Below are 19,695 nucleotides of genomic sequence, written 5' to 3'. Positions count from 1 at the left end.
CTAACGGAAGCGAGACGATGACCCTTGCCGCCCATTCGCACGCCGCAAAGCCGCTTCGAAAGCGGATCGCCGACGCGTCGGAACCGTATCTCTATAGCGCGCCGGCGCTGATCCTTGTCGTCGGCATCATGCTGGTGCCGCTGGCGCTCGGCATTTCCTACGCCTTTCGCGATATCCAGCTGTTGAACCCGTTCTCGGGCGGTTTCATCGGGCTCGATCATTTCCGCGCGCTCGGACAGGATCAGGCCTTCTTCCGGGCGCTGCGCAACACGCTGTGGTGGACGGGGGCTTCGGTCTTCCTGCAGTTCATCTTCGGTCTCATCCTCGCACTACTCCTGGACAAGCCCTTCGCCGGGCGCGGTCTGGCGCAGGCGCTGGTCTTCCTGCCCTGGGCGGTGCCGAGCTTCCTGGCCGGCCTCAACTGGGCGTGGCTGTTCAATCCCGTGATCGGCCCGCTGCCGCACTGGCTCTATGCGCTCGGCCTGCTCGATGCGCCGAACAACATCTTGTCCGACCCGCAGCTTGCCATGTGGGGGCCGATCGCCGCCAATGTCTGGTGGGGCATCCCCTTCTTCGCGATCACCTTGCTCGCTGCGCTTCAGGCGATCCCGCGTGACCTTTACGAGGCCGCAAGCATCGACGGGGCAGGGCCGGTGCAGCGTTTTATGTCGATCACGCTGCCGTTCCTGGCGCCGACCATCGCCATCACCATCCTGCTGCGCACCGTCTGGATCTCCAATTTCGCCGACCTCATCATCGTCATGACCAATGGCGGGCCGGCCGACCGCACCCAGATCGTCGCGAGCTACATCTTCACGCAGGCCTTCAAGCGGCTCGATTTCGGCTATGCCTCGGCGATTGCCCTCGTGTTGCTCGTGCTCCTGCTCGTCTATTCGCTGCTGATCGTGCTGCTGCGGCAGACGCTGCTCAACAAGGGGTGATGCCATGAGAAGCAAACCCGTTCTCACCATCCTGCATCGCCTGGCGATCCTCGCCTATATCGTCTTTGCACTCTTCCCCCTGTTCTGGCTCCTGAAAGTGTCCGTGACGCCGAACGACCTGCTCTACAGCGAGGGCGTGCGGATGTGGCCGTCGCGCACGACGTTCGAGCACTATTCCTTCGTCATCGCGCACAGCGCCTTCCCGACCTTCTTCAAGAACAGTCTCATCGTCGCCGGCTCCACTGCGGTGACGGTAACGATCCTCGCCTCGCTTGCCGGCTATGCGCTGTCGCGCTTCCAGTTCCGGGCAAAGTACTGGATCGTCGCCTTGATGCTGATCACGCAGATGTTCCCACTGGTCATGCTGGTGGCGCCGATCTTCAAGATGCTCTCGCCGCTCGGGCTCACCAACAGCCTCACCGGCCTCGTCCTCGTCTACACCGCCTTTAACGTGCCCTTCGCCACCTTCCTCATGCAGTCCTTCTTCGACGGCATTCCGAAGGATCTGGAGGAGGCGGCGATGATCGATGGTGCCACGCAGTTCGTCGCCTTCCGCCAGATCATCCTGCCATTGACGCTGCCCGGCCTCGCCGCGACGCTCGGCTTCGTCTTCACCGCGGCCTGGAGCGAACTGCTCTTCGCGCTGATGCTGATCTCGGGCAACGATTCCTCGACCTTCCCGGTAGGGCTTCTCACCTTCGTTTCGAAATTCTCGGTCGATTTCGGGCAGATGATGGCGGCGGGCGTGCTCGCGCTCATCCCGGCCTGCCTCTTCTTCCTCCTCATCCAGCGCTATCTCGTGCAGGGCCTGACGGCCGGCGCGGTCAAAGGCTGAAAGGGCTTCCCATGGCTTCCATCGATATCCAAGGCATCCGCAAAAGCTTCGGCGCCTTCCCCGTCCTGCACGGCGTCGATCTCACCATCCGCGACGGCGAGTTTATCGTGCTGGTCGGCCCTTCCGGCTGCGGCAAGTCCACCCTGCTGCGCATGATCGCAGGGTTGGAGGACGTCACGTCCGGCGATATCCGCATCGACGGAAAACGCGTCAACGATCTCGCGCCGAAGGACCGTGACATCGCCATGGTGTTCCAGTCCTACGCGCTCTATCCGCATATGAGCGTCGCCGACAATATGAGCTACAGCCTGCGCCTGCGCCGCTCGACCAAGGAGAAGATCGCCAGCGCCGTTGGCGGGGCTGCTGCTAAGCTTGGCCTCGAACCGCTGCTTGAGCGACGCCCCAAGGCGCTCTCGGGCGGCCAGCGCCAGCGTGTCGCCATGGGCCGCGCCATCGTGCGCCAGCCCAAGGCCTTCCTGTTCGACGAGCCGCTGTCGAACCTTGATGCCCGCCTGCGCGAGCAGATGCGCGCCGAAATCAAGAAGCTGCACGGCGATCTTCGCGCGACCTCCATCTATGTCACGCACGACCAGATCGAAGCGATGACGCTGGCGGACCGGATCGTCGCCATGCATGGCGGCATCGTCCAGCAGGTCGGCTCGCCGCTCGACCTCTACGACCGTCCGGCGAACCTTTTCGTCGCGGGCTTCATCGGTTCCCCCGGCATGAACTTCTTCGAGGGGCGCTATCTCGTCTCGGGCGACCATGCCGATCTGAGACTCCCGAACGGCACGACGCTTCCCATCCGCAAGCGCGAGGGTTTCGAATCAGGGTCTGCGGCGACGCTCGGCATCCGTCCTGAACATGTGATTCTCGCCGACAACGGTGCGCTGGAGGCCGGGGTCGACCTCATCGAGCCGACGGGCTTCGGCATCATCATGCATGTGACGATCCAAGGCATTCCGATGAAAATTTTTTCGCAGGACAGACGGATGCTGAATCCCGGCCCTGTCGTGCGCGTCGACCTGCCGCAGGACAGGCTTCATCTCTTCGACAGCGAGGGCAGACGGGTGGAATGAAACGGGATCGGCAACACGATTTCCGTCCGTTCCAAAGACATTGTTAACCTTCATTTCCTAACCATCTACGCATCCCTATCGGCAATGATCGTCGAGTGTGCAGGTTCATGCGTATTTCCAGAACAAACTTCTATCCCGTCCTCGAATCCGAAGAGCAGAACGACGAGCAATCGGCGTACTCTTCCTATGAAAACAACGCCTTGCCGGAGATTGCGCCGGAAATCGAGGATTGGCACGCCGCAAATGAGCCGGTGGCGAACGATGAAGCCTATCATCCGCGGTTCCGCTCGCCGGCGCTGCGCAGCTACGATCCCGGCCAGTTTTCCGATGGCAGCTGGGAGAGCCATTTCTACATGGCCCCGAACGTGCGTTTTACCCGCACGCCCGACAAGGTCGCGGCGAAGATCGAGGAAGCCGCTGCCGAAGAGGCCCAGCAGGTTCAGCCGGCCGCCGAAACGGTCGAGCAACCGGTTCAGGCCGCCCAGCCCATCCTGACGCCGCAGCTCAGCCAGGCCGAGTTGCTCCAGCGCCTGCGCGAGGCCCTTGAGGATCGCCGCCGCCGCTTCGAAGAGCAGCAGGCGGAGGCCGCTGCCGCCGCCCCTGTTCCGACCGAGCCCGCCCCGCCGCTCGTCCAGGCCGTGGTTGACGCCGGCACGGTCGGCACGCCGGCCGATGCCGCTGTGGTGTTCAAGCCGAGTGCGCCCATTGTCCCGCGCATGGCCGCGCCTGCCATTACCGCGGCAAAGCCCGCCGTGAAGGCGGATGTCCGCGCCGCCATCGCCCGCTTTGCCCATCTCTCGGATCATGCCTTCTGGGAAACGTTTGTTCCCGACGAGGATGCAGTCGAGGTCCGGGTAAAGCCGGCCGTGGTCGCCACCGTCGTGCGCATGCCGCTGCCAACGCCGGCTCCCGTTGTCATCCCGCCCGCGCCGATGCCGGTCGCCGAGACGCGCGCAGAGCCGTCCTCCATCGCATCGCTCTTCCGCGTCGTCGAATGCCGTCCGGCAACGGCCCGCACCATCATCGCCGAGCCTGCCGTCATTGTGCCGGAGGCGAAGGTCGAGCCGGTCGCAACTGTCCCGACGCCCGTCGTCGAACCGGTCGCCGAAGTCGTCCTGCCGGTTTTCGAATTCAAGCCGGCGCCTGCCGCCGCCGTTTCCCAGGTTACGATTGCCGAGCCCGCGCGCGAAATGCCGTCCTCGGTGCTCTCCCGCGCCAAGCCGTTCCAGGTCACCATGGCGACGCCGGCCGGCGACACCTACGAATATCCGCCGCGCGACCTCCTGCAGGAACCGCCGCGCACCGTCGGTTTCGTGCTGACGCAGGAGCAGCTGGAACAGAATGCCGGCCTTCTCGAAAGCGTGCTTGAGGATTTCGGCGTCCGCGGCGAGATCATCCATGTCCGTCCGGGTCCGGTCGTCACGCTCTATGAATTCGAGCCGGCGCCGGGCGTCAAATCCTCGCGCGTCATCGGCCTTGCCGACGATATCGCCCGCTCGATGTCGGCCCTGTCGGCCCGCGTGGCGGTCGTACCCGGCCGCAACGTCATCGGCATCGAACTGCCGAACCAGACGCGCGAGACGGTCTATTTCCGCGAGATGATCGAGAGCCAGGATTTCGCCCGCACCGGCTTCAAGCTGCCGCTGTGCCTGGGCAAGACCATCGGTGGCGAACCCGTCATCGCGGAACTCGCCAAGATGCCGCACCTGCTCGTCGCCGGCACCACCGGCTCGGGCAAGTCCGTCGCCATCAACACGATGATCCTCTCGCTGCTCTACCGCTTCCGCCCGGAAGAGTGCCGCCTGATCATGGTCGATCCCAAGATGCTGGAGCTGTCGATCTATGACGGCATCCCGCACCTTCTGACCCCCGTCGTCACCGACCCGAAGAAGGCCGTCATGGCGCTGAAATGGGCGGTGCGCGAGATGGAGGACCGCTACCGGAAGATGTCGCGCCTCGGCGTGCGCAATATCGACGGCTACAACAGCCGTGTTGCGGCCGCCCGCGACAAGGGCGAGACGATCTCGATCAGCGTGCAGACCGGTTTCGACAAGGGAACCGGCGAGGCGATCAACGAGGAGCAGGAACTCTCGCTCGAGCCGATGCCTTACATCGTCGTCATCGTCGACGAGATGGCCGACCTGATGATGGTCGCCGGCAAGGAGATCGAAGGCGCGATCCAGCGTCTCGCCCAGATGGCCCGTGCTGCCGGTATCCACCTGATCATGGCGACACAGCGCCCTTCGGTCGACGTCATCACCGGCACGATCAAGGCGAACTTCCCGACGCGCATCTCTTTCCAGGTCACGTCGAAGATCGACAGCCGCACCATCCTCGGCGAACAGGGTGCAGAACAGCTGCTCGGCCAGGGCGACATGCTGCACATGGCCGGCGGCGGGCGCATCTCCCGCGTCCATGGTCCCTTCGTTTCCGACGAGGAAGTCGAAAAGGTCGTGCTGCATCTCAAAGCCCAGGGCCGTCCGGAATATCTGGAGACGGTGACGGCCGACGAGGAGGAAGAGGAAGACGAGAAGCCGGCGGCCGGCGGTGCCGTCTTCGATAAGGGCGATATCGCCGCCGAAGACGGCGACGATCTCTACGAGAAGGCCGTCAAGGTCGTGCTGCGCGACCGCAAGTGCTCGACGTCCTATATCCAGCGCCGCCTTGCCGTCGGTTACAACCGGGCCGCGTCCCTGGTCGAGCGCATGGAGAAGGAAGGGCTTGTCGGCCCGGCCAATCATGTCGGCAAGCGCGAGATCATCTCGGGCGAGCGGGGCAGCTTCCCGCCGCCGGAAGCTGACGACGCGGAATAAGTCTTTCGTCCGGCCGTTGATGGTTTTGCGGCCGGCGAGGAGATTTGTCCTATTTATCTGAATCGGAATGTATTTTTGAAATCCGGCCTGCGCGAGCGGGCCGGATTTTTACCCTGTCCACGAGAAATTTATTTCCGCTGCTCCATTTAATCGATTTGGCTTACAATCCGGTCTTTCAGGCCTGTTGCATATGGCGGAGCGTTCTGTGAATAGTGCCGCCACCCGTGAAATCAGCATCCTAAAGGAGGACAGGAATGGCATTGATCACCATGCGGCAATTGCTCGACCACGCAGCGGAAAACGATTACGCACTGCCGGCATTCAACGTAAACAACCTGGAATATGTCCAGGCGGTCATGCGCGCTGCGGATGCGACGGACTCCCCGGTGATCCTGCAGGCAAGCCGCGGTGCGCGCTCCTATGCGGGCGATGCGTTCCTGCGTCACCTCATCCTGGGTGCGGCCGAAGAATATCCGCATATCCCGGTCTGCCTCCATCTCGACCACGGCGACCAGCCGTCGACCTGCATTTCGGCAATCACCAATGGCTTCACCTCCGTCATGATGGACGGCTCGCTGCTCGCCGACGGCAAGTCGATCGCCAGCTACGAATACAATGTCGATGTCACGGCCGAGGTCGTGAAGATCGCGCATGCGGCCGGCGTTTCGGTCGAAGGTGAGCTTGGCTGTCTCGGCAACCTGGAAACGGGCGCCGGCGAAAAGGAAGACGGCCACGGCTTCGAAGGCAAGCTGACGCGCGACGAACTGCTGACCGACCCGGACCAGGCGCTCGACTTCGTCTCCAAGACCGGGGTCGATGCACTTGCCGTCGCCATCGGCACCAGCCACGGCGCCTACAAGTTCACCCGCGCGCCCGATGGCGACATCCTGTCGATCGAGACGATCGCCAAGATCAACAAGAAGCTGCCGAACACGCATCTCGTCATGCACGGCTCCTCGTCGGTTCCGCAGGACCTGCAGGATCTCTTCACCGCCTATGGCGGCGAGATGAAGCAGACCTGGGGCGTTCCGGTCGCCGAAATCCAGAAGGCGATCCCGCTCGGCGTGCGCAAGGTCAATATCGATACCGACCTGCGTCTCGCCATGACCGGTACCATCCGCAAGAACTTCAAGGAGAAGCCGGACAATTTCGACCCGCGCACCTACCTGAAGCCGGCGACCGCCCGCATGCAGGAAGTCTGCCGCGAACGTTTCGAGGCCTTCCGCACCGCCGGAAAGGCTTCCAGCATCCGCACCAAGCGTCTGCCCGACATGGCGAAGTTCTACGCCACGAAGTAAGCGCGTCGCGGGATCGTTCAGCGCCCTTCCGGCTCCGTCGGGAGGGCGTTTTTGTTTCCATATGGTACGTTTCGCTCCGAGTGGAGTATTTTATTGATAAATAGTTCATTTACATTCGATTGTGCCCGCGAGCCCTTGCCGCGTCTCCATCCTGCTCTTAAAGATTGACCATCCCGATGGACGGAATGTCGTGGCCGCGGCCCGACGTGTGAGGACGAGATGAGCGTAGAGCAGGCCCTGACGATCGCAGACCTCAAGGAACAGGCACGTCGTCGTGTGCCAAAGATGTTCTTCGAATACGCGGATTCGGGTGCCTGGACCGAGGGGACCTACCGCGCCAACGAAGAGGACTTCCACAAGATCAAGCTGCGTCAGCGCGTGCTCGTCGACATGACCAACCGGTCGCTCGCCAGCGAGATGATCGGCGAGAACGTCTCCATGCCCGTCGCCATTGCCCCGACCGGCTTCACCGGCATGCAGCATGCCGATGGTGAAATGCTGGCCGCCCAGGCGGCCGAGGAGTTCGGCGTGCCCTTCACGCTCTCGACGATGAGCATCTGCTCGATTGAGGATGTACGCTCGGTTACATCAAAGCCGTTCTGGTTCCAGCTCTATGTGATGCAGGACCGGGATTTCGTGCTGAACCTCATCGATCGCGCCAAGGCTGCCGGCTGCTCCGCTCTGGTGCTGACGCTCGACCTGCAAATCCTCGGCCAGCGCCACAAGGACCTGCGCAACGGCTTGTCCGCTCCGCCGCGCTTCACGCCGAAACATCTCTGGCAGATGGCGACGCGGCCTTTCTGGTGCCTCGACATGCTCGGCACCAAGCGCCGCACCTTCGGCAACATCGTCGGCCACGCCAAGGGGGTCGGCGACCTTTCATCGCTCTCCTCCTGGACCTCGGAACAGTTCGATCCGCAGCTCTCCTGGAAGGATATCGAGTGGATCCGTGAGCGCTGGGGCGGCAAGCTGATCCTCAAGGGCATCCTCGACGAGGAAGATGCGCGCATGTCGCTCGGCAGCGGTGCGGACGCGATCATCGTCTCCAACCACGGCGGCCGCCAGCTTGACGGTGCCGCCTCCTCGATCAGCATGCTGCCGCGCATCGTCGATGCCGTCGGCGACCAGATGGAAGTCCATCTCGATGGTGGCATCCGCTCCGGCCAGGACGTGCTGAAGGCACTGTGCTACGGCGCCAAGGGCACCTATATCGGCCGTCCCTTCCTCTACGGCCTCGGCGCCGGCGGCAAGGCGGGCGTGCGCCGCACGCTGGAGATCATCCGCAAGGAACTCGACATCACGATGGCGCTCTGCGGCGAGCGCGACGTGAAGAACCTCTCGCGCAACAACCTGCTGAAGGATGTTTGAGAGCGCCTCAGGCGCCCTCAAACCCCTGCAGCACATTCACCGCGTTGACGCCCAGTGCGTCGACGGCGTAGCCGCCTTCCATCACGAAGAGCGTCGGCAGGCCGAAATCGGCGATGCGGCGGCCGATCGTCAGGAAGTGCTCACTCTCCAGTTTGAACTGGGAGATCGGGTCGTCCTTGAACGTATCGACGCCGAGCGAGATGATGAGGGCGGTCGGGGCGTAGGTGCGAATCTTTTCGTGCGCGTCCTCGAAGGCGGCCTGCCATTCGCTCCAGGGCGTGCCTGATGGTAGGGGGTAGTTGAGGTTATAGCCTTCGCCCTTTCCGGTTCCGCGTTCGCGGGCATAGCCGAGATGGAAGGGAAATTCGAAATCCGGGTCGCCGTGCAGGCTCGCCAGAAGCACGTCGTCGCGGTCGTAGAAGATTTCCTGCGTGCCGTTGCCGTGGTGGTAGTCGACGTCGAAGATCGCGACGCGGGCGTGGCCGTTGTCGAGGAAGCGCTGGGCGGCGATGGCGACATTGTTAAGGTAGCAATAGCCGCCGAAGAAATCGCGGCCCGCGTGATGGCCCGGCGGACGGCAGAGCGAGAAGGCGGCGCGTTCGCCGGAAAGCACGGCATCTGCGCCGGCAAGGGCCGTGTCTGCGGCGCGCCTGGCGGCTTGCCAGGTCGTCTGCGTGATCGAGCCCGCCATGTCGAAGGAATAGTAGGACAAGCGCGCGTCGAGGCCTGTGGGCGGGGCATCGATCATCGGCATGGAGCGGTGGCGCCAGCTATAGGGCCAGACCTCGCCATCGCGTCCGGCCGCCTGCCATTCGGCGAAGACGTTTTCCAGGAAGTCCAGATAGTCAGGCGTGTGGATACGCTCGATGGCGGCCCGGTCATAAGGTGCCGGCTCCAGGACTGGGCCGAGGCCGGTGTCCTGCACGCGCTTCAGCACGATTTCGGCGCGCACCGGCTTTTCGAAGGTTTCGACGATGCGGCCGAAGGAGAGCTCCATGCCGCTGTGGTGCAGGTGATGATCGGCGGTGTAGAAGGTTTTCATGGTCAGACGATCTCGCCATAGAGCGTGCGCTCCAGCGCCGTCACCTCGCTGGCGAAGCGGCGGTATTCGGCGCGCTTGAGGGCAAGATAGACGTGGTGCAGGCGTTCGCCGAGCGCGTCCTTCAGGAAGGTGGAGCGTGTCGCCGTTTCGATGGCGCCGCGCCAGTCCGGCGGCAGTTCGTCGCCCGTCGCTTCGGCATAGGCGGTGGTTTCCGGGCCGGGATCGGCCTTGGCGAGCAGGCCCTTGCGCATGCCTGAAAGCACTGTCGCGCCGACGAGATAGGGGTTGGAATCGATACCGGCGGCGCGTTGTTCGAGATGGCGGCCGGCGGGCGAGCCAGCGGGGACGCGCACGGCGACGCTGCGGTTGTTGGTACCCCAGGTCGGCGTGGTCGGCGCGTAGCTCTGCGCGGAGAAGCGGCGCCAGGAATTGAAATGGGGTGCGAAGACGAGCATGGATTCGTGCATCGTTTCGAGCAGGCCGGCGACGGCGTGTTTCAGCAGCGGCGACAGCGCCGCCTCGGCGGGATCGGCGAAGAGGTTGCTGCCGCTTGCATCGGCAAGGCTTGCATGGACATGCATGCCGGAGCCGGCGCGGCCGGCAAAGGGCTTTGCCATGAAGCAGGCCATCATTCCGTGGCGCACTGCAAGCGCCCGGATAAGACGCTTCAGCATGGCGAGATCGTCAGCGGCGCGCAGCGCACTGCCATGGCGCAAGGTCAGTTCGAACTGGCCCTGGGCATATTCCGAGATCATCGTTTCGACGGGCAGGCCCTGCGCTTCCGCGCCGCGATAGACCGCGTCGATGAAGGGTTCCAGCCGGTCGAGTTCGGTGACGCCATAGACCTGGATGCCATCCGGCCGCTCGCCCGAGAGCGGCAGGCGGAGCGGCTGGAAGCTGCCATCGGCGGCGCGTTCGCGGTCGAGCAGGTAGAATTCCAGCTCATAGGCGAGGACCGGGTGGAAACCCTCGGCTTCCAGCAGTTGCACCTGGCGTGCCAGCGCATGGCGCGGATCGACCGCCATCGGCGTACCATCCAGCTCGAAGAGCGCGAGGCGGACTTCGCCGCGCGATGGCGACGTCCAGGGCAGGGGAACCAGCGAACCCGGTATCGGCCAGGCGCGGCGGTCGGCATCGCCGTCCGCCCAGACGAGGCCGGTTTCCTCGACATCCTCGCCTGTTACGTCGAGGCCGAGAATGGAGCCGGGCAGATGGCGGCCGGAGCGGAAGATCGGCAGCAGTTCATGCCGCCGGATGATCTTTCCACGTGCGATGCCGTTGAGATCGATCAGCACGAGATCGAAAGACGTGATCTCTGGATGCGCGGCAAGGAAGGCTTCGGCTTCGGCAATGTCGGCGGCCTCGGGCGGGCGGCTAGCGAGGTCACGGCTCACGCGGCAGCCCTCCGTTCCGCCAGGCGTCCGATGACGGTGGCGAAGGCAGCGACGAGCCCGTCGGCTTGCTTTTCCGAAAGGGCGGGGCTGACGAGCACCATGTTGTGGAACGGCGTCAGCAGATAGCCGAGATTGAGCATGGAAAGGTGTAGGGCAGCCTCGATGACATCGGAGGCTGCGGCACGCGCTTCAGCTGCATTTGTCACCGGCACGGGCGAGAAGACGACCTCCAGCCGCGCGCCGACGCGCGAGACGGTCCAGTCGAGGCCGGCGGCGGCAATCGCGGCCTTGAAGCCCGCCTCAATGCGATCGGCATTCGCCTGCATCCTGCGATAGGCATCCTCGGTCATGACATGTTCGAGGCAGGCGCGCAGGCAGGCGAGCTGCAGCGCGCTGCCTGACAGCGTCGTGCCGATGCCGGAATGGCCGTGGCCGCTATGCTCGCGGCGGATGACATGCAGCTTGTCGGAAATCGCCTGGGTCATGCCCCAGACGCTGACGGGAACGCCGCCGCCGATCGGTTTGCCCATCACGACGAGGTCGGGCTCCAGCCCATGTACCATCGAATAGCCGCCAAGGCCGGTGGAGATCGTGTGCGTCTCGTCGATCAGGAGCAGCGTGCCGGCGGCGCGGGTGAGGCGTCGCAGCGCATCGTGGAAGCCGGGGGCGGGCGGGATCATGCCGCAATTGGTCATGACCGGTTCGGCAAGCACGCAGGCGATGTCGTGTGCGGCAAGCGCCTTTTCCAGCGCGGCTTCGTCATTGAAGGGAAGGGAGACGGTGAGTTCGCCGAGATCGCGCACCTGGCCAAGCAGGTTGCGGCGCGAAATGGTCTTGCCGTCGACGAGATCGACCAGCGTGTCGTCCACGGCGCCGTGGTAGCAGCCGTCGAAGACCAGCAGCTTGGCGCGACCGGTGACGGCGCGGGCGACGCGGATGGCAAAGCGGTTGGCATCGCTTGCCGTTGCGCCGAGCTGCCAGCGCGGCAGGCCGAAGCGCTCGACCAGCAGGCGGCCGACGATCTGGGCATCCGAGGAGGGCAGCATGGTGGTCAGGCCGCGTGTGCCGGCGTTCTTCAAAGCCTCTAGGACCGGCGCAGGACCGTGGCCGAACATCGCGCCGGTATCGCCAAGGCAGACATCGACGATACGGTTGCCGTCGAGATCGACGAGCTCGACGCCGCTTGCCTGATCGACGACGAGCGGGAAGGGGGTGGGCCAGTCGAGCATCCAATGCTGCGGCACGCCGTCGAAGAAGCCCGATGTCGCCTCGTCATGCGCCGCCTCACAGCGCGGCCGCTTCGCGCGAAAAACTTCAGCTTCCGCCTCGACAAGCGCGCGGGCGCGCGCCTCCAGGTTCGCCCTCTCCATCCCGATCTCCAGCTGGTTCATTCGATAAATGTGATCACATATTGTTTGATGTGATGTCAGCTGTCAAACGGCAAGATGGCTATAAGGATCCGACGATACGCAGCCAGTCATGCACGGAGGCGGCGGTCTGCCGTTGGGCGGCGGTCAGCGCGAGCGGGCCGCGGTCGCCCATGTCGCGCACTTCGCTCGGGCTCATGCCGAACTGGTGGCGGAATGCGCGGGAAAAGGCGGAAATATCAGGGAAACCACAGGCATAGGCAACTTCGCCCACGGTACGCTTGCCGTCATTCGTCAACAGGTCGAAGGCGGCGCGCAGACGGCGTGTGCGGATATAGTCGGTCACGCCGCCGACCGGCTCGAAAAGCCGGTAGAGCGTGGCGCGCGACAGACCGAACATCTTGCACAGATGATCGGGACCAAGGTCCTGCTGGGCGATGTTCTGCTCGATGTAGCGGCGGACCTCCATGATCACGGCGCCGCGCACGGTAGGGGCGGGCTGGCTGCGATTGCTGACCTGTGGCCCGATCAGGTTGGTGACGAGGTTTGCCGTCGCGGTGACGATCGCCGGCGCTTCGGCCTGGGTGATATCGGAGAGATCGTCGAAGAGCGCACGCAGGTGGCTGCCGATGAGCCGGGCCGTGCTGGTCGAGCGCTTCAGTACGAGACCGTGCAGTGCATCATTCTGCACGTCCTTGCTGAACAGCATGTGGCGCGGCAAGACGAGCGTGAGGTTGCGGCAGTGCTGTGTCTCCGATTGCATGGGACGCGACAGGTCGAAGAGGGAGATGTCGCCGGCCTCGACCAGGATCGTCTCGCCGTTGACGGTGCGCAGGTCGCTGCCTTCGAGCGTCACCTGCACGAAAATCAGATCGAGCCCGGTGCGGGCGATCCGGCGCATGTCGCGCGAGAACGTGTAGGTCGTGCCCGCCATGTCGGCGACGAAGAACAGCGCCGGTCCCATGAAATAGGTGGAAAGGTCGGCATGGAAATCGTCCGGCCGTTCCGGTGTCAGCAAGGTCGTGCGGAACACAGGGTCGAGGGTTTCGGCAAAGAGCTGGCTTGCGCGGCGCAGGTCAGGACCGGCCTGTGCGGTCACGGAGTTGGACGGCAGCTTGTCGGCAGGACTCATTGCGTCTCACGATTGTTGGCTGCGGGCATACACCTTTCAAGTCGGTGCGGCGGGCGAAGGTTCCCGGAAATTCGCAAGGCGTTGAAATTTGAGCGGTTTGGCATTGCGTATCATTCTTTTGTCGCTACGTCTCATATCGCGTTGTCAGACAATTGCCATGATTGACAGTTCGCGCCCACTCGAACCCCATGGAAAATAATGGGTCTATTCAGGCCCGCGGGCGCGCCGAAATGGAACATCGCGCCGGTTCGCATAGGGGGGCAGGCATGGATCAGGTCACATTCGACGATTGCTCGGTCGCGTTTCGCGTGCCGCCGTACCAGTTCTTGAGCGCTCCGGGCTTTGCCGAGGCGCGCGACAGGCTGATTGCCGGCAAGCTGGCGCTTTATGATGGAAACCATCTCTTCAACCGCCTTGTCCTCGAGGAGGGGCGGTTTCTGTGTTACCTCGCGGTGCTCGCGCTGCATGCTGGGCAGGACATCACGCAGTCCTCCACCTGGCTGACGCTCGGCCGGCTTCAGCGGGAGGTGACGGACCTCGGCATCGCCAGCCGCAACCGTGTCGAGGCGCAGGTCTCGTGCCTGCGCAAATACGGTTTTCTCTCCCAGCAGCCCCATGCGTCCGACCGGCGCGTCCGCCTGCTCGTGCCGAGCAACGCGCTTCTTGCGCGCGATGCCAGGGTGCTCGGTCTTCTGCTGGATGCGTTGTCGTCGTTCGGCCTGTCGCCCACCGAAGGGCGGAAGGGATCGCCCGATGCGGCGCTGCACAAGGGCATCCGCCGGGCGACACTCGGGCATCTGCCCGACATCAGCCGCCTCATCCGGCGCCATCTGCCGCTGGCGCCGTTTTTCGCGCATGACTGCGGCTACATGATCATGCTGCTGCTTCTGCGCGGCGCGCAGGAGAATGACGGCGCGGTCGTGACGACAGGCTATCAGCGGCTGGCAACGCAGACCGGCGTGTCACGCACCCATGTGCGCCGGATCGTCGAGGCGGCGCGCGATGCCGGGCTTGTCGAGACGGATGCGCGCGGCGGCCACGATATCAAGCTGACGCCGCTGATGTGGCATGCCGCCGATCGCTGGTTTGCCGATCAGTTTGCGCTGACCGATCTTCTGCTGCGCGAAGCGCTGGCTTAAGCGGCGGACCCGGCCGCTGCGAGCACGATCGCAAGGCCGATATGCGTAAGGTGATGCAGGCTCTGGTCAAGGCCGAACAGCCACCAAAAGGCTGTCTGGCGCGGTGTCAGCGCCTTTCTGTGGGTTGAAAGGCTCTTCAAGCGGTCGATGGCGCCGTGGATCAGCATGTCGGCGAGGCCGAGCCAGGCCAGCGGCGGCGCGATGGCGAGAAAGAGCGCCGCCGTCATAACACCATGCACGCCGGCATGGGCGGCAAGCGGCAGGAGCCAGCCTTTCGGCCGGTCCTTGCCCGCCGCCATCCAGTCGGTCTGCAGCAGAAAATCCGCCAGGAAGTGCTTGATCAGGAACGCCACCGATGCGGCGGCGATCCAGGCGGTAGAGATCTGCTCCGGTATGTCGATCATGTCTCTCCCGCCTGCCTTGCGGCAGAAAGAGGCGGCCTAGCGGCCGCCGGATTCGATGATGCCCTTGGTCAGGCTGCCCGTCGCCGGATAGAGCGGGATCAGGCAGGCCTGCAGAGCATGATAGATGTCCCCCTTGCCGGCGAAAAGGGTGTAGCTCGGCACGAGATCTTCCGTCAGCTCCTCATGCCAGCCGCCGCGGTCCTGATCGAGGAAATGGCGGGAAATGGCATCCCAGATCTTGCGGTACCAGATCTCGTGGAAATCGCTCGGCAGATGTTCGGCGAGGAAGGCAGCAGCACCGACGCCCTCGGCCATCGGCCACCACAGCTTGTTGCGCTTGGCGGGCTCGTCGGCCCAGTCGAGCGTATAGAAGAAGCCGCCCTTCTCCTTGTCCCAGCCGAGCGCGATGGACTGCGCAAAAAGCGCTTTGGCGGCGTCCGGCATCCAGTCGTGCTGTTTGCCACCCAGCGCATAGAGCTGGAGGATGAGGCGCGCCCATTCCAGCCAGTGGCCGGGCGTGGTGCCGGAGGGGCGAAACATCTCGTTGCCGCGATAGTCCTTGTCGAGCACCCAGTTCTCGTCGAAATGCTCGGGCACGCGGAAACCGTTTTCGCCCGCGCGGCGGCGGATGACGAGGTCGGCGATGCTTTCCGCCTTGTCGAGATAGCTTTTTTCGCCGGTCGCCTCGAAGGCGGCCATCAGGGCTTCGGTCAGATGCATGTTGGAGTTCTGGCCGCGATAGCCGGGAACCGGCGACCAGTCCGCCTCGAACTCTTCGGCGATGGCACCGTGCTTGGCGTCCCAGAAGCGGTTTTCGAGCACGTCGGTAACGTCGGCGATCATGCGGTCGGCGTCCGGATGGCCGGCGAGCTTGGCGCTGGAGGAGGCCAAAAGCACGAAGGCGTGGCCGTAACCCTGCTTGCTCGAATCGAGCAGGCCGGAATTGTCGAGCGACCAGTGGTAGCCGCCGCGTTCGGCGTCGCGATGCTTTTCCCAGAGGTATTTCATGCCATGGTCGACGATGTCATCCGAGCCCGGACGGCCGAGCAGGCTGCCGATCGCAAAGCAGTGCACCATGCGTGCGGTGGAATGGATACCGCGGATCGGGTTGCCGGCGTTGAGCGGCCGTCCTTCAGCGTCGAGTTCGTGGAAGCCGCCGAGCGGATTGAAAGCCCGGTTCTGGAAGAAATCGAACAGGCGGTTTGCTTCCCGCCAGAGCCATTGACGATGGTAGTCGCGTTTGCGCCAGGCCGTGCCAAGGTGTCCCATGATGCGTTCTCCTTTTTGTCGGTCCGCATTGTCGTTACCCATGCCGGGGCCGAACCGGAGCGCGGGGGGATTTGCCGTGGCGTGAGAGATCACGCACGGCCCGCAACACTCATGATGACGGCTGGCCTTCGACAGGTGGGGAGCGTTTTATGGCCCAGAACGCATGGCGTCGCAACCCGCCAGTGGCAGGTCTCATCTCAGGCTGGCCTGATCTACAGGCTCCGGGTTCCATCCCCCTTCAGAGGGAGATGCCCGTCAGCACCCTGACGATTTCCTCCGCGGCGCGGGCGACGCCCGCGGCCTTGTGCATTTTCACCGCATTCGCCTTGAGGCGCTTGTGCATGGCTTGATCGCCGAGCAGGCCTTCGATTGCGGCCGTGAGGTCGGCATCGCTCCAGTCATAGCGGTCGAGCCGCCGGCCGACGCCGGTTTCGGCGGCGCGGGCGGCATTGTCGTGACCGTCCCAGCAATAGGGCATGACGAGCGACGGCACACCGTAATAGAGCGCCTCGCAGAAGGAATTGTTGCCGCCGTGATGGATGAACAGGCTCGCCTGCTCGACCACCGAGGGCTGCGGAAACCAGCTGTCGATGAAGACATTGTCCGGCACGTCGCGATAGTCCTCGCGCCAGTGCCCGGCATTGACGAGGAAGCGATAGGGCAGTGTCGCGAAGACGGCGATCATGCGCTTCATCATCGCCACATCCATCGCGCCGAGCGAGCCGAAGCTTGTCAGCACGAGCGGGGCATCGTTGTGGCTGGCGAAACGCGGCGGCGTATAGGGGGCCTCGTGACGCACGCAGCCGTCGAGGAAAACGACGTTTTGCGGATCGAGCGGCGCGCGGCGCGCATGGCGGATGATCTCGGGCGCCAGGAGCAGGTTCAGCCATGGTGAGAGATCGAGGAATGTCGGAGCAGCCGGAGCCTTGAGGCCGCAGTCGGCCAGGAAGGCGGAAAAGCGTCGGTGGGCAGGGGCGACGGTTTTTTCGTAGCGGCTGGCAAATATGGTCCAAGCCTCGCGTTCATTGTCGCCGCAGCCGGAGAGATAGGGCGGGATGGCCTCGTCGGGAATTTCCGTCTCGGCGCAGGAGACGACGCGGATCCAGGGCACGCCGGCATTGGCGATGGCCGGGAACATCACGACGTTGTCGAGCACGATCGCATCCGGCTTCAGCCGGGCCAGAAGCTGGCGGAGCGGCTCCTCCACCCGCATCGCGGTATCGACGATCGCCTCCCAGGTTGGGCCGACATAGCTTTCGAGCTGGTCGAGCGGCGTCTGGCGGAAGGCGTCCTGATGGCGCTCGATGAAGTCCGTCCAGTCCGTCGGTGCGGCGTCCGCCTCGGTCAATTGATACTCGGCAAAACCGTATTCGGCAAAGACACCGGAAAAGCCGGGATGACAGAGGAAGACCGGGCGATGGCCCATGCGCCGCAGTTCCTGCGCGATGCCGACGCAGTTGAGGGCGGCGCCGTAGCTCGCTTCCGGAAAGAGGGCGATGGTCTTTGTTGGCGCCATGGAGGACTAACGCACGACAAGCTTGAAGGCGGGGGGGACGCCGCGGCCGGCGAGGCGGGGGCGCTGCGATTGGGAGAGCTGTATATGCACACGCATCAGATCGGCGGCAAGCTCCATCTGGCCGCGCTCGATCTGTTCGAGGATCTGGATATGTTCGAGGTTCGACTGCATCAGCCTGTAAGCATTGACGTGGCCGGCCGGCGGGCGGGCGCGGCGGCGGCGATGGTGGTTGGCGAGTGCTTCCGCCATGAAGGGATTGCCGCAGGAGCGGGCGATCAGCAGGTGGAAGTCGTAGTCCGTGCGGTCGAAGAGCTTGCGGTCGAAATTCGTCTCGTTCATGCCGCGCAGGATCAGCATGGACTGGCGCAGCGCCGTCATCGCAGGCATGTCGCGCTTGAAATCCGGCAGGGTCAGCGCCAAAGGCTCCGTCGCGAGACGGAACTCGTAGCTTTTCACCGCCGCGTCGCCGCTGATCGCGAAGTGTTTCAGCAGCCATTGCTGGCCGGCGCCGCGCTCGGCGAGGTTTTCCTCTGCCAGTTTCATCAATGCATTTTGTACCGTCTGGCGCGACACGTCATAGCGCCGCTGGAGGGCGGCGACGGTCTGGTTTTCAGCAATGCGCCCCGCGGCGAGGTCGCGCAGGATGGCGGCATAGATTTCACTGTCGCCGTCACCGTCCGCGATGTCTTCGAGCCGCGCAATCGCGGCCGGATCGACCGCCAGGAGATAGCCACCCTCGCTATCTGAGGTCACCATGTCGCGCTCTGCAAGTATCTGCAAAGCCTTGCGGATCGGCGTTCTCGAGACTTTGCAGAGCGAGGCCAGCGCCTGCTCCGCCAGCCGTTCCCCCGGTGCCATGCCGCGCTCGCCGGCGACATCCAGTATTTTTTGCGCCAATTCGACATGGCGGAAATTGGGGCGTTTCGGCTCGGGGGTCATTGTTCGCGTCTGCCTTCCATTGCCGTGCATGCTGCCCTTTGAGCGGTGCTTTCGCAAGTCCGGAAATACGCGGGCCACAAAAATGCATTTGGCCTATTGACGTATTTTTTTTCTAAATAATACTGCCAGCCGACAGGGAATGAGACCGGAGAACCGGCGCGCCCGTCGAAGAGGTTGGAACAACGTAAAACAAGGGAGTCTTCCGTGACCGTGAAGAACCGACTGACTGCGACCTGCGCGGCCGCGGCGCTGGCTGCCGCATGCCTTGCGGCGGGTACGGCATCTGCCGCCGATCTCGTCATCTCGAACTGGGCCGGTTACATGGCCCCCGATATCGCGGAGCAGTTCAAGGCCGCGACGGGACTGGAGATCGAGGTGGTCAATCATGCCACCAACGAAGAGGTGATGGGCAAGCTGATGGCGAGCGGCGGCAAGGGCTACGACGTCGTCTTCGTGTCCTCGCCCTTCGCCGAAATCCTGAACGGGCAGGGGCTGGCAGCCCCCATCGACAAGGCCGCCGTGCCGAACCTCGCCAATCTCTACCCGGAGGCGACGACGCTCGCCTATGATCCCGGCAACACCTTCTCGGTGCCCTACACCTGGGGTACGACGGGCCTGTGCTACCGTTCCGATCTCGTCAAGGACACGCCGGACAGCTGGCTGAACCTGCTCCAGCCGGCCGATGCGCTCAAAGGCAAGACGACGATGCTGGCGACCGACCGCTGGCTGATGGCGGCCGGCGAGCTCGCCAAGGGGTATTCGGTCAACGAGAAGGACCCGGCCAAGCTCGAGGAGGTGAAGACCCTGCTCATCGAAGCCAAGAAGACCCTACTCGCCTATGACGACACGACCTTCTACTCGAAGCTCGTCTCCGGCGAGGCCTCGCTGGTGCATGCCTGGGACGGCTGGTGCAATTACGGTATCACCGAGAAAAAGGACATCAAGTTCATCGTGCCGAAGGAAGGCTCCGACCTCTGGATCGACACGATCGTCGTGATGAAAAGCTCGGAAAAGCAGGAAGCGGCGATGAAGTTCATCAACTTCATCCTCGATGCCAAGAACCACGCCTGGGCCGCGCAGAACATTCTCTACAAGGTGCCGAACAAGGCGGCGATGGAGAGCCTCGACAAGGCGCTGTCCGAGCAGTATCCGACCATGG

At 63.9% G+C, this 19,695-nt stretch carries 16 protein-coding genes; 8 read left to right on the top strand and 8 right to left on the bottom strand.

Annotated features, from left to right (window positions below):
- Positions 1–17: 17 nt before the first annotated feature.
- The 6 genes from ACOZK4_RS13285 (at position 18) to ACOZK4_RS13260 (ending at position 8,334) form a co-directional block, all read left to right on the top strand.
- Positions 18–941 (top strand): carbohydrate ABC transporter permease, encoded by a 924-nt coding sequence (locus ACOZK4_RS13285; RefSeq protein ID WP_421592284.1) that lies wholly within the window; start codon positions 18–20, stop codon positions 939–941.
- Between the two features lie 4 nt (positions 942–945).
- Entirely contained in the window at positions 946–1,776 is an 831-nt protein-coding gene (locus ACOZK4_RS13280; RefSeq protein ID WP_421592283.1) for a carbohydrate ABC transporter permease, read from the top strand.
- Between the two features lie 11 nt (positions 1,777–1,787).
- Positions 1,788–2,855, top strand: coding sequence for an ABC transporter ATP-binding protein (locus ACOZK4_RS13275; RefSeq protein WP_421592282.1), 1,068 nt, complete (start codon positions 1,788–1,790; stop codon positions 2,853–2,855).
- 107 nt (positions 2,856–2,962) lie between these two features.
- Complete coding sequence (locus ACOZK4_RS13270; RefSeq protein WP_421592281.1) at positions 2,963–5,668, top strand: DNA translocase FtsK; 2,706 nt, start codon at positions 2,963–2,965, stop codon at positions 5,666–5,668.
- Between the two features lie 254 nt (positions 5,669–5,922).
- Positions 5,923–6,966 carry a class II fructose-bisphosphate aldolase gene (gene fba, locus ACOZK4_RS13265; protein WP_257946551.1) on the top strand — a complete coding sequence of 348 codons (1,044 nt, stop codon included), beginning with the start codon at positions 5,923–5,925 and terminating at the stop codon, positions 6,964–6,966.
- A 219-nt stretch (positions 6,967–7,185) separates the two neighbouring features.
- Positions 7,186–8,334 carry an alpha-hydroxy acid oxidase gene (locus tag ACOZK4_RS13260; protein ID WP_421592280.1) on the top strand — a complete coding sequence of 383 codons (1,149 nt, stop codon included), beginning with the start codon at positions 7,186–7,188 and terminating at the stop codon, positions 8,332–8,334.
- Positions 8,335–8,341: 7 nt separating this feature from the next.
- Here the strand turns inward: ACOZK4_RS13260 and ACOZK4_RS13255 are convergent, their stop codons facing one another.
- The 4 genes from ACOZK4_RS13255 to ACOZK4_RS13240 form a co-directional block, all read right to left on the bottom strand.
- Positions 8,342–9,376, bottom strand: coding sequence for a histone deacetylase family protein (locus tag ACOZK4_RS13255; protein ID WP_421592279.1), 1,035 nt, complete (start codon positions 9,374–9,376; stop codon positions 8,342–8,344).
- 2 nt (positions 9,377–9,378) lie between these two features.
- Positions 9,379–10,770: a glutamine synthetase family protein gene (locus ACOZK4_RS13250; protein WP_421592278.1), complete on the bottom strand. Its 1,392-nt coding sequence runs from the start codon at positions 10,768–10,770 to the stop codon at positions 9,379–9,381.
- Positions 10,767–12,140 (bottom strand): transaminase, encoded by a 1,374-nt coding sequence (locus ACOZK4_RS13245; RefSeq protein WP_421592277.1) that lies wholly within the window; start codon positions 12,138–12,140, stop codon positions 10,767–10,769. The genes ACOZK4_RS13250 and ACOZK4_RS13245 overlap by 4 nt, the downstream gene beginning before the upstream one ends.
- A 79-nt stretch (positions 12,141–12,219) precedes the next feature.
- Entirely contained in the window at positions 12,220–13,269 is a 1,050-nt protein-coding gene (locus tag ACOZK4_RS13240) for a helix-turn-helix domain-containing protein (protein ID WP_313523862.1), read from the bottom strand.
- A 266-nt stretch (positions 13,270–13,535) separates the two neighbouring features.
- Between ACOZK4_RS13240 and ACOZK4_RS13235 the strand changes: the two genes are divergently transcribed.
- Entirely contained in the window at positions 13,536–14,408 is an 873-nt protein-coding gene (locus ACOZK4_RS13235; RefSeq protein WP_421592276.1) for a hypothetical protein, read from the top strand.
- On the opposite strand, the gene ACOZK4_RS13230 is transcribed toward ACOZK4_RS13235, so the two are convergent.
- From ACOZK4_RS13230 to ACOZK4_RS13215, 4 genes are all read right to left on the bottom strand, one after another.
- A complete protein-coding gene (locus ACOZK4_RS13230; RefSeq protein ID WP_421592275.1) occupies positions 14,405–14,812 on the bottom strand; it encodes a DUF3307 domain-containing protein in 408 nt (135 codons plus the stop codon). The two genes, ACOZK4_RS13235 and ACOZK4_RS13230, sit on opposite strands and share 4 nt — an antisense overlap.
- A gap of 36 nt (positions 14,813–14,848) precedes the next feature.
- Complete coding sequence (locus tag ACOZK4_RS13225; protein WP_421592274.1) at positions 14,849–16,081, bottom strand: AGE family epimerase/isomerase; 1,233 nt, start codon at positions 16,079–16,081, stop codon at positions 14,849–14,851.
- A 238-nt stretch (positions 16,082–16,319) separates the two neighbouring features.
- Positions 16,320–17,597: a glycosyltransferase gene (locus tag ACOZK4_RS13220; RefSeq protein WP_421592273.1), complete on the bottom strand. Its 1,278-nt coding sequence runs from the start codon at positions 17,595–17,597 to the stop codon at positions 16,320–16,322.
- 6 nt (positions 17,598–17,603) lie between these two features.
- Positions 17,604–18,536, bottom strand: a complete 933-nt coding sequence (locus ACOZK4_RS13215) for a GntR family transcriptional regulator (protein ID WP_421592272.1) — start codon at positions 18,534–18,536, stop codon at positions 17,604–17,606.
- 204 nt (positions 18,537–18,740) lie between these two features.
- Here ACOZK4_RS13215 and ACOZK4_RS13210 point away from each other — a divergent pair.
- On the top strand, positions 18,741–19,695 hold a 955-nt coding region (locus ACOZK4_RS13210; protein ID WP_421592271.1), incomplete at its 3' end, for a polyamine ABC transporter substrate-binding protein.

Origin of the sequence: Shinella sp. M27 (assembly GCF_049199905.1) — a bacterium.
Taxonomy (GTDB): domain Bacteria; phylum Pseudomonadota; class Alphaproteobacteria; order Rhizobiales; family Rhizobiaceae; genus Shinella.
This window is presented reverse-complemented; position numbering and strand designations above follow the sequence as displayed.

Bases quoted from the DNA above. Each gene is read 5' to 3' on its own strand.
- ACOZK4_RS13280 (WP_421592283.1), top strand. From the start codon at position 946: ATGAGAAGCAAACCCGTTCTCACCATCCTGCATCGCCTGGCGATCCTC.
- ACOZK4_RS13255 (WP_421592279.1), bottom strand. From the start codon at position 9,376: ATGAAAACCTTCTACACCGCCGATCATCACCTGCACCACAGCGGCATG.
- ACOZK4_RS13220 (WP_421592273.1), bottom strand. From the start codon at position 17,597: ATGGCGCCAACAAAGACCATCGCCCTCTTTCCGGAAGCGAGCTACGGC.
- ACOZK4_RS13225 (WP_421592274.1), bottom strand. From the start codon at position 16,081: ATGGGACACCTTGGCACGGCCTGGCGCAAACGCGACTACCATCGTCAA.
- ACOZK4_RS13245 (WP_421592277.1), bottom strand. From the start codon at position 12,140: ATGGAGAGGGCGAACCTGGAGGCGCGCGCCCGCGCGCTTGTCGAGGCG.
- ACOZK4_RS13270 (WP_421592281.1), top strand. From the start codon at position 2,963: ATGCGTATTTCCAGAACAAACTTCTATCCCGTCCTCGAATCCGAAGAG.
- ACOZK4_RS13215 (WP_421592272.1), bottom strand. From the start codon at position 18,536: ATGACCCCCGAGCCGAAACGCCCCAATTTCCGCCATGTCGAATTGGCG.
- ACOZK4_RS13235 (WP_421592276.1), top strand. From the start codon at position 13,536: ATGGATCAGGTCACATTCGACGATTGCTCGGTCGCGTTTCGCGTGCCG.
- ACOZK4_RS13260 (WP_421592280.1), top strand. From the start codon at position 7,186: ATGAGCGTAGAGCAGGCCCTGACGATCGCAGACCTCAAGGAACAGGCA.
- fba (WP_257946551.1), top strand. From the start codon at position 5,923: ATGGCATTGATCACCATGCGGCAATTGCTCGACCACGCAGCGGAAAAC.
- ACOZK4_RS13230 (WP_421592275.1), bottom strand. From the start codon at position 14,812: ATGATCGACATACCGGAGCAGATCTCTACCGCCTGGATCGCCGCCGCA.
- ACOZK4_RS13285 (WP_421592284.1), top strand. From the start codon at position 18: ATGACCCTTGCCGCCCATTCGCACGCCGCAAAGCCGCTTCGAAAGCGG.
- ACOZK4_RS13275 (WP_421592282.1), top strand. From the start codon at position 1,788: ATGGCTTCCATCGATATCCAAGGCATCCGCAAAAGCTTCGGCGCCTTC.
- ACOZK4_RS13240 (WP_313523862.1), bottom strand. From the start codon at position 13,269: ATGAGTCCTGCCGACAAGCTGCCGTCCAACTCCGTGACCGCACAGGCC.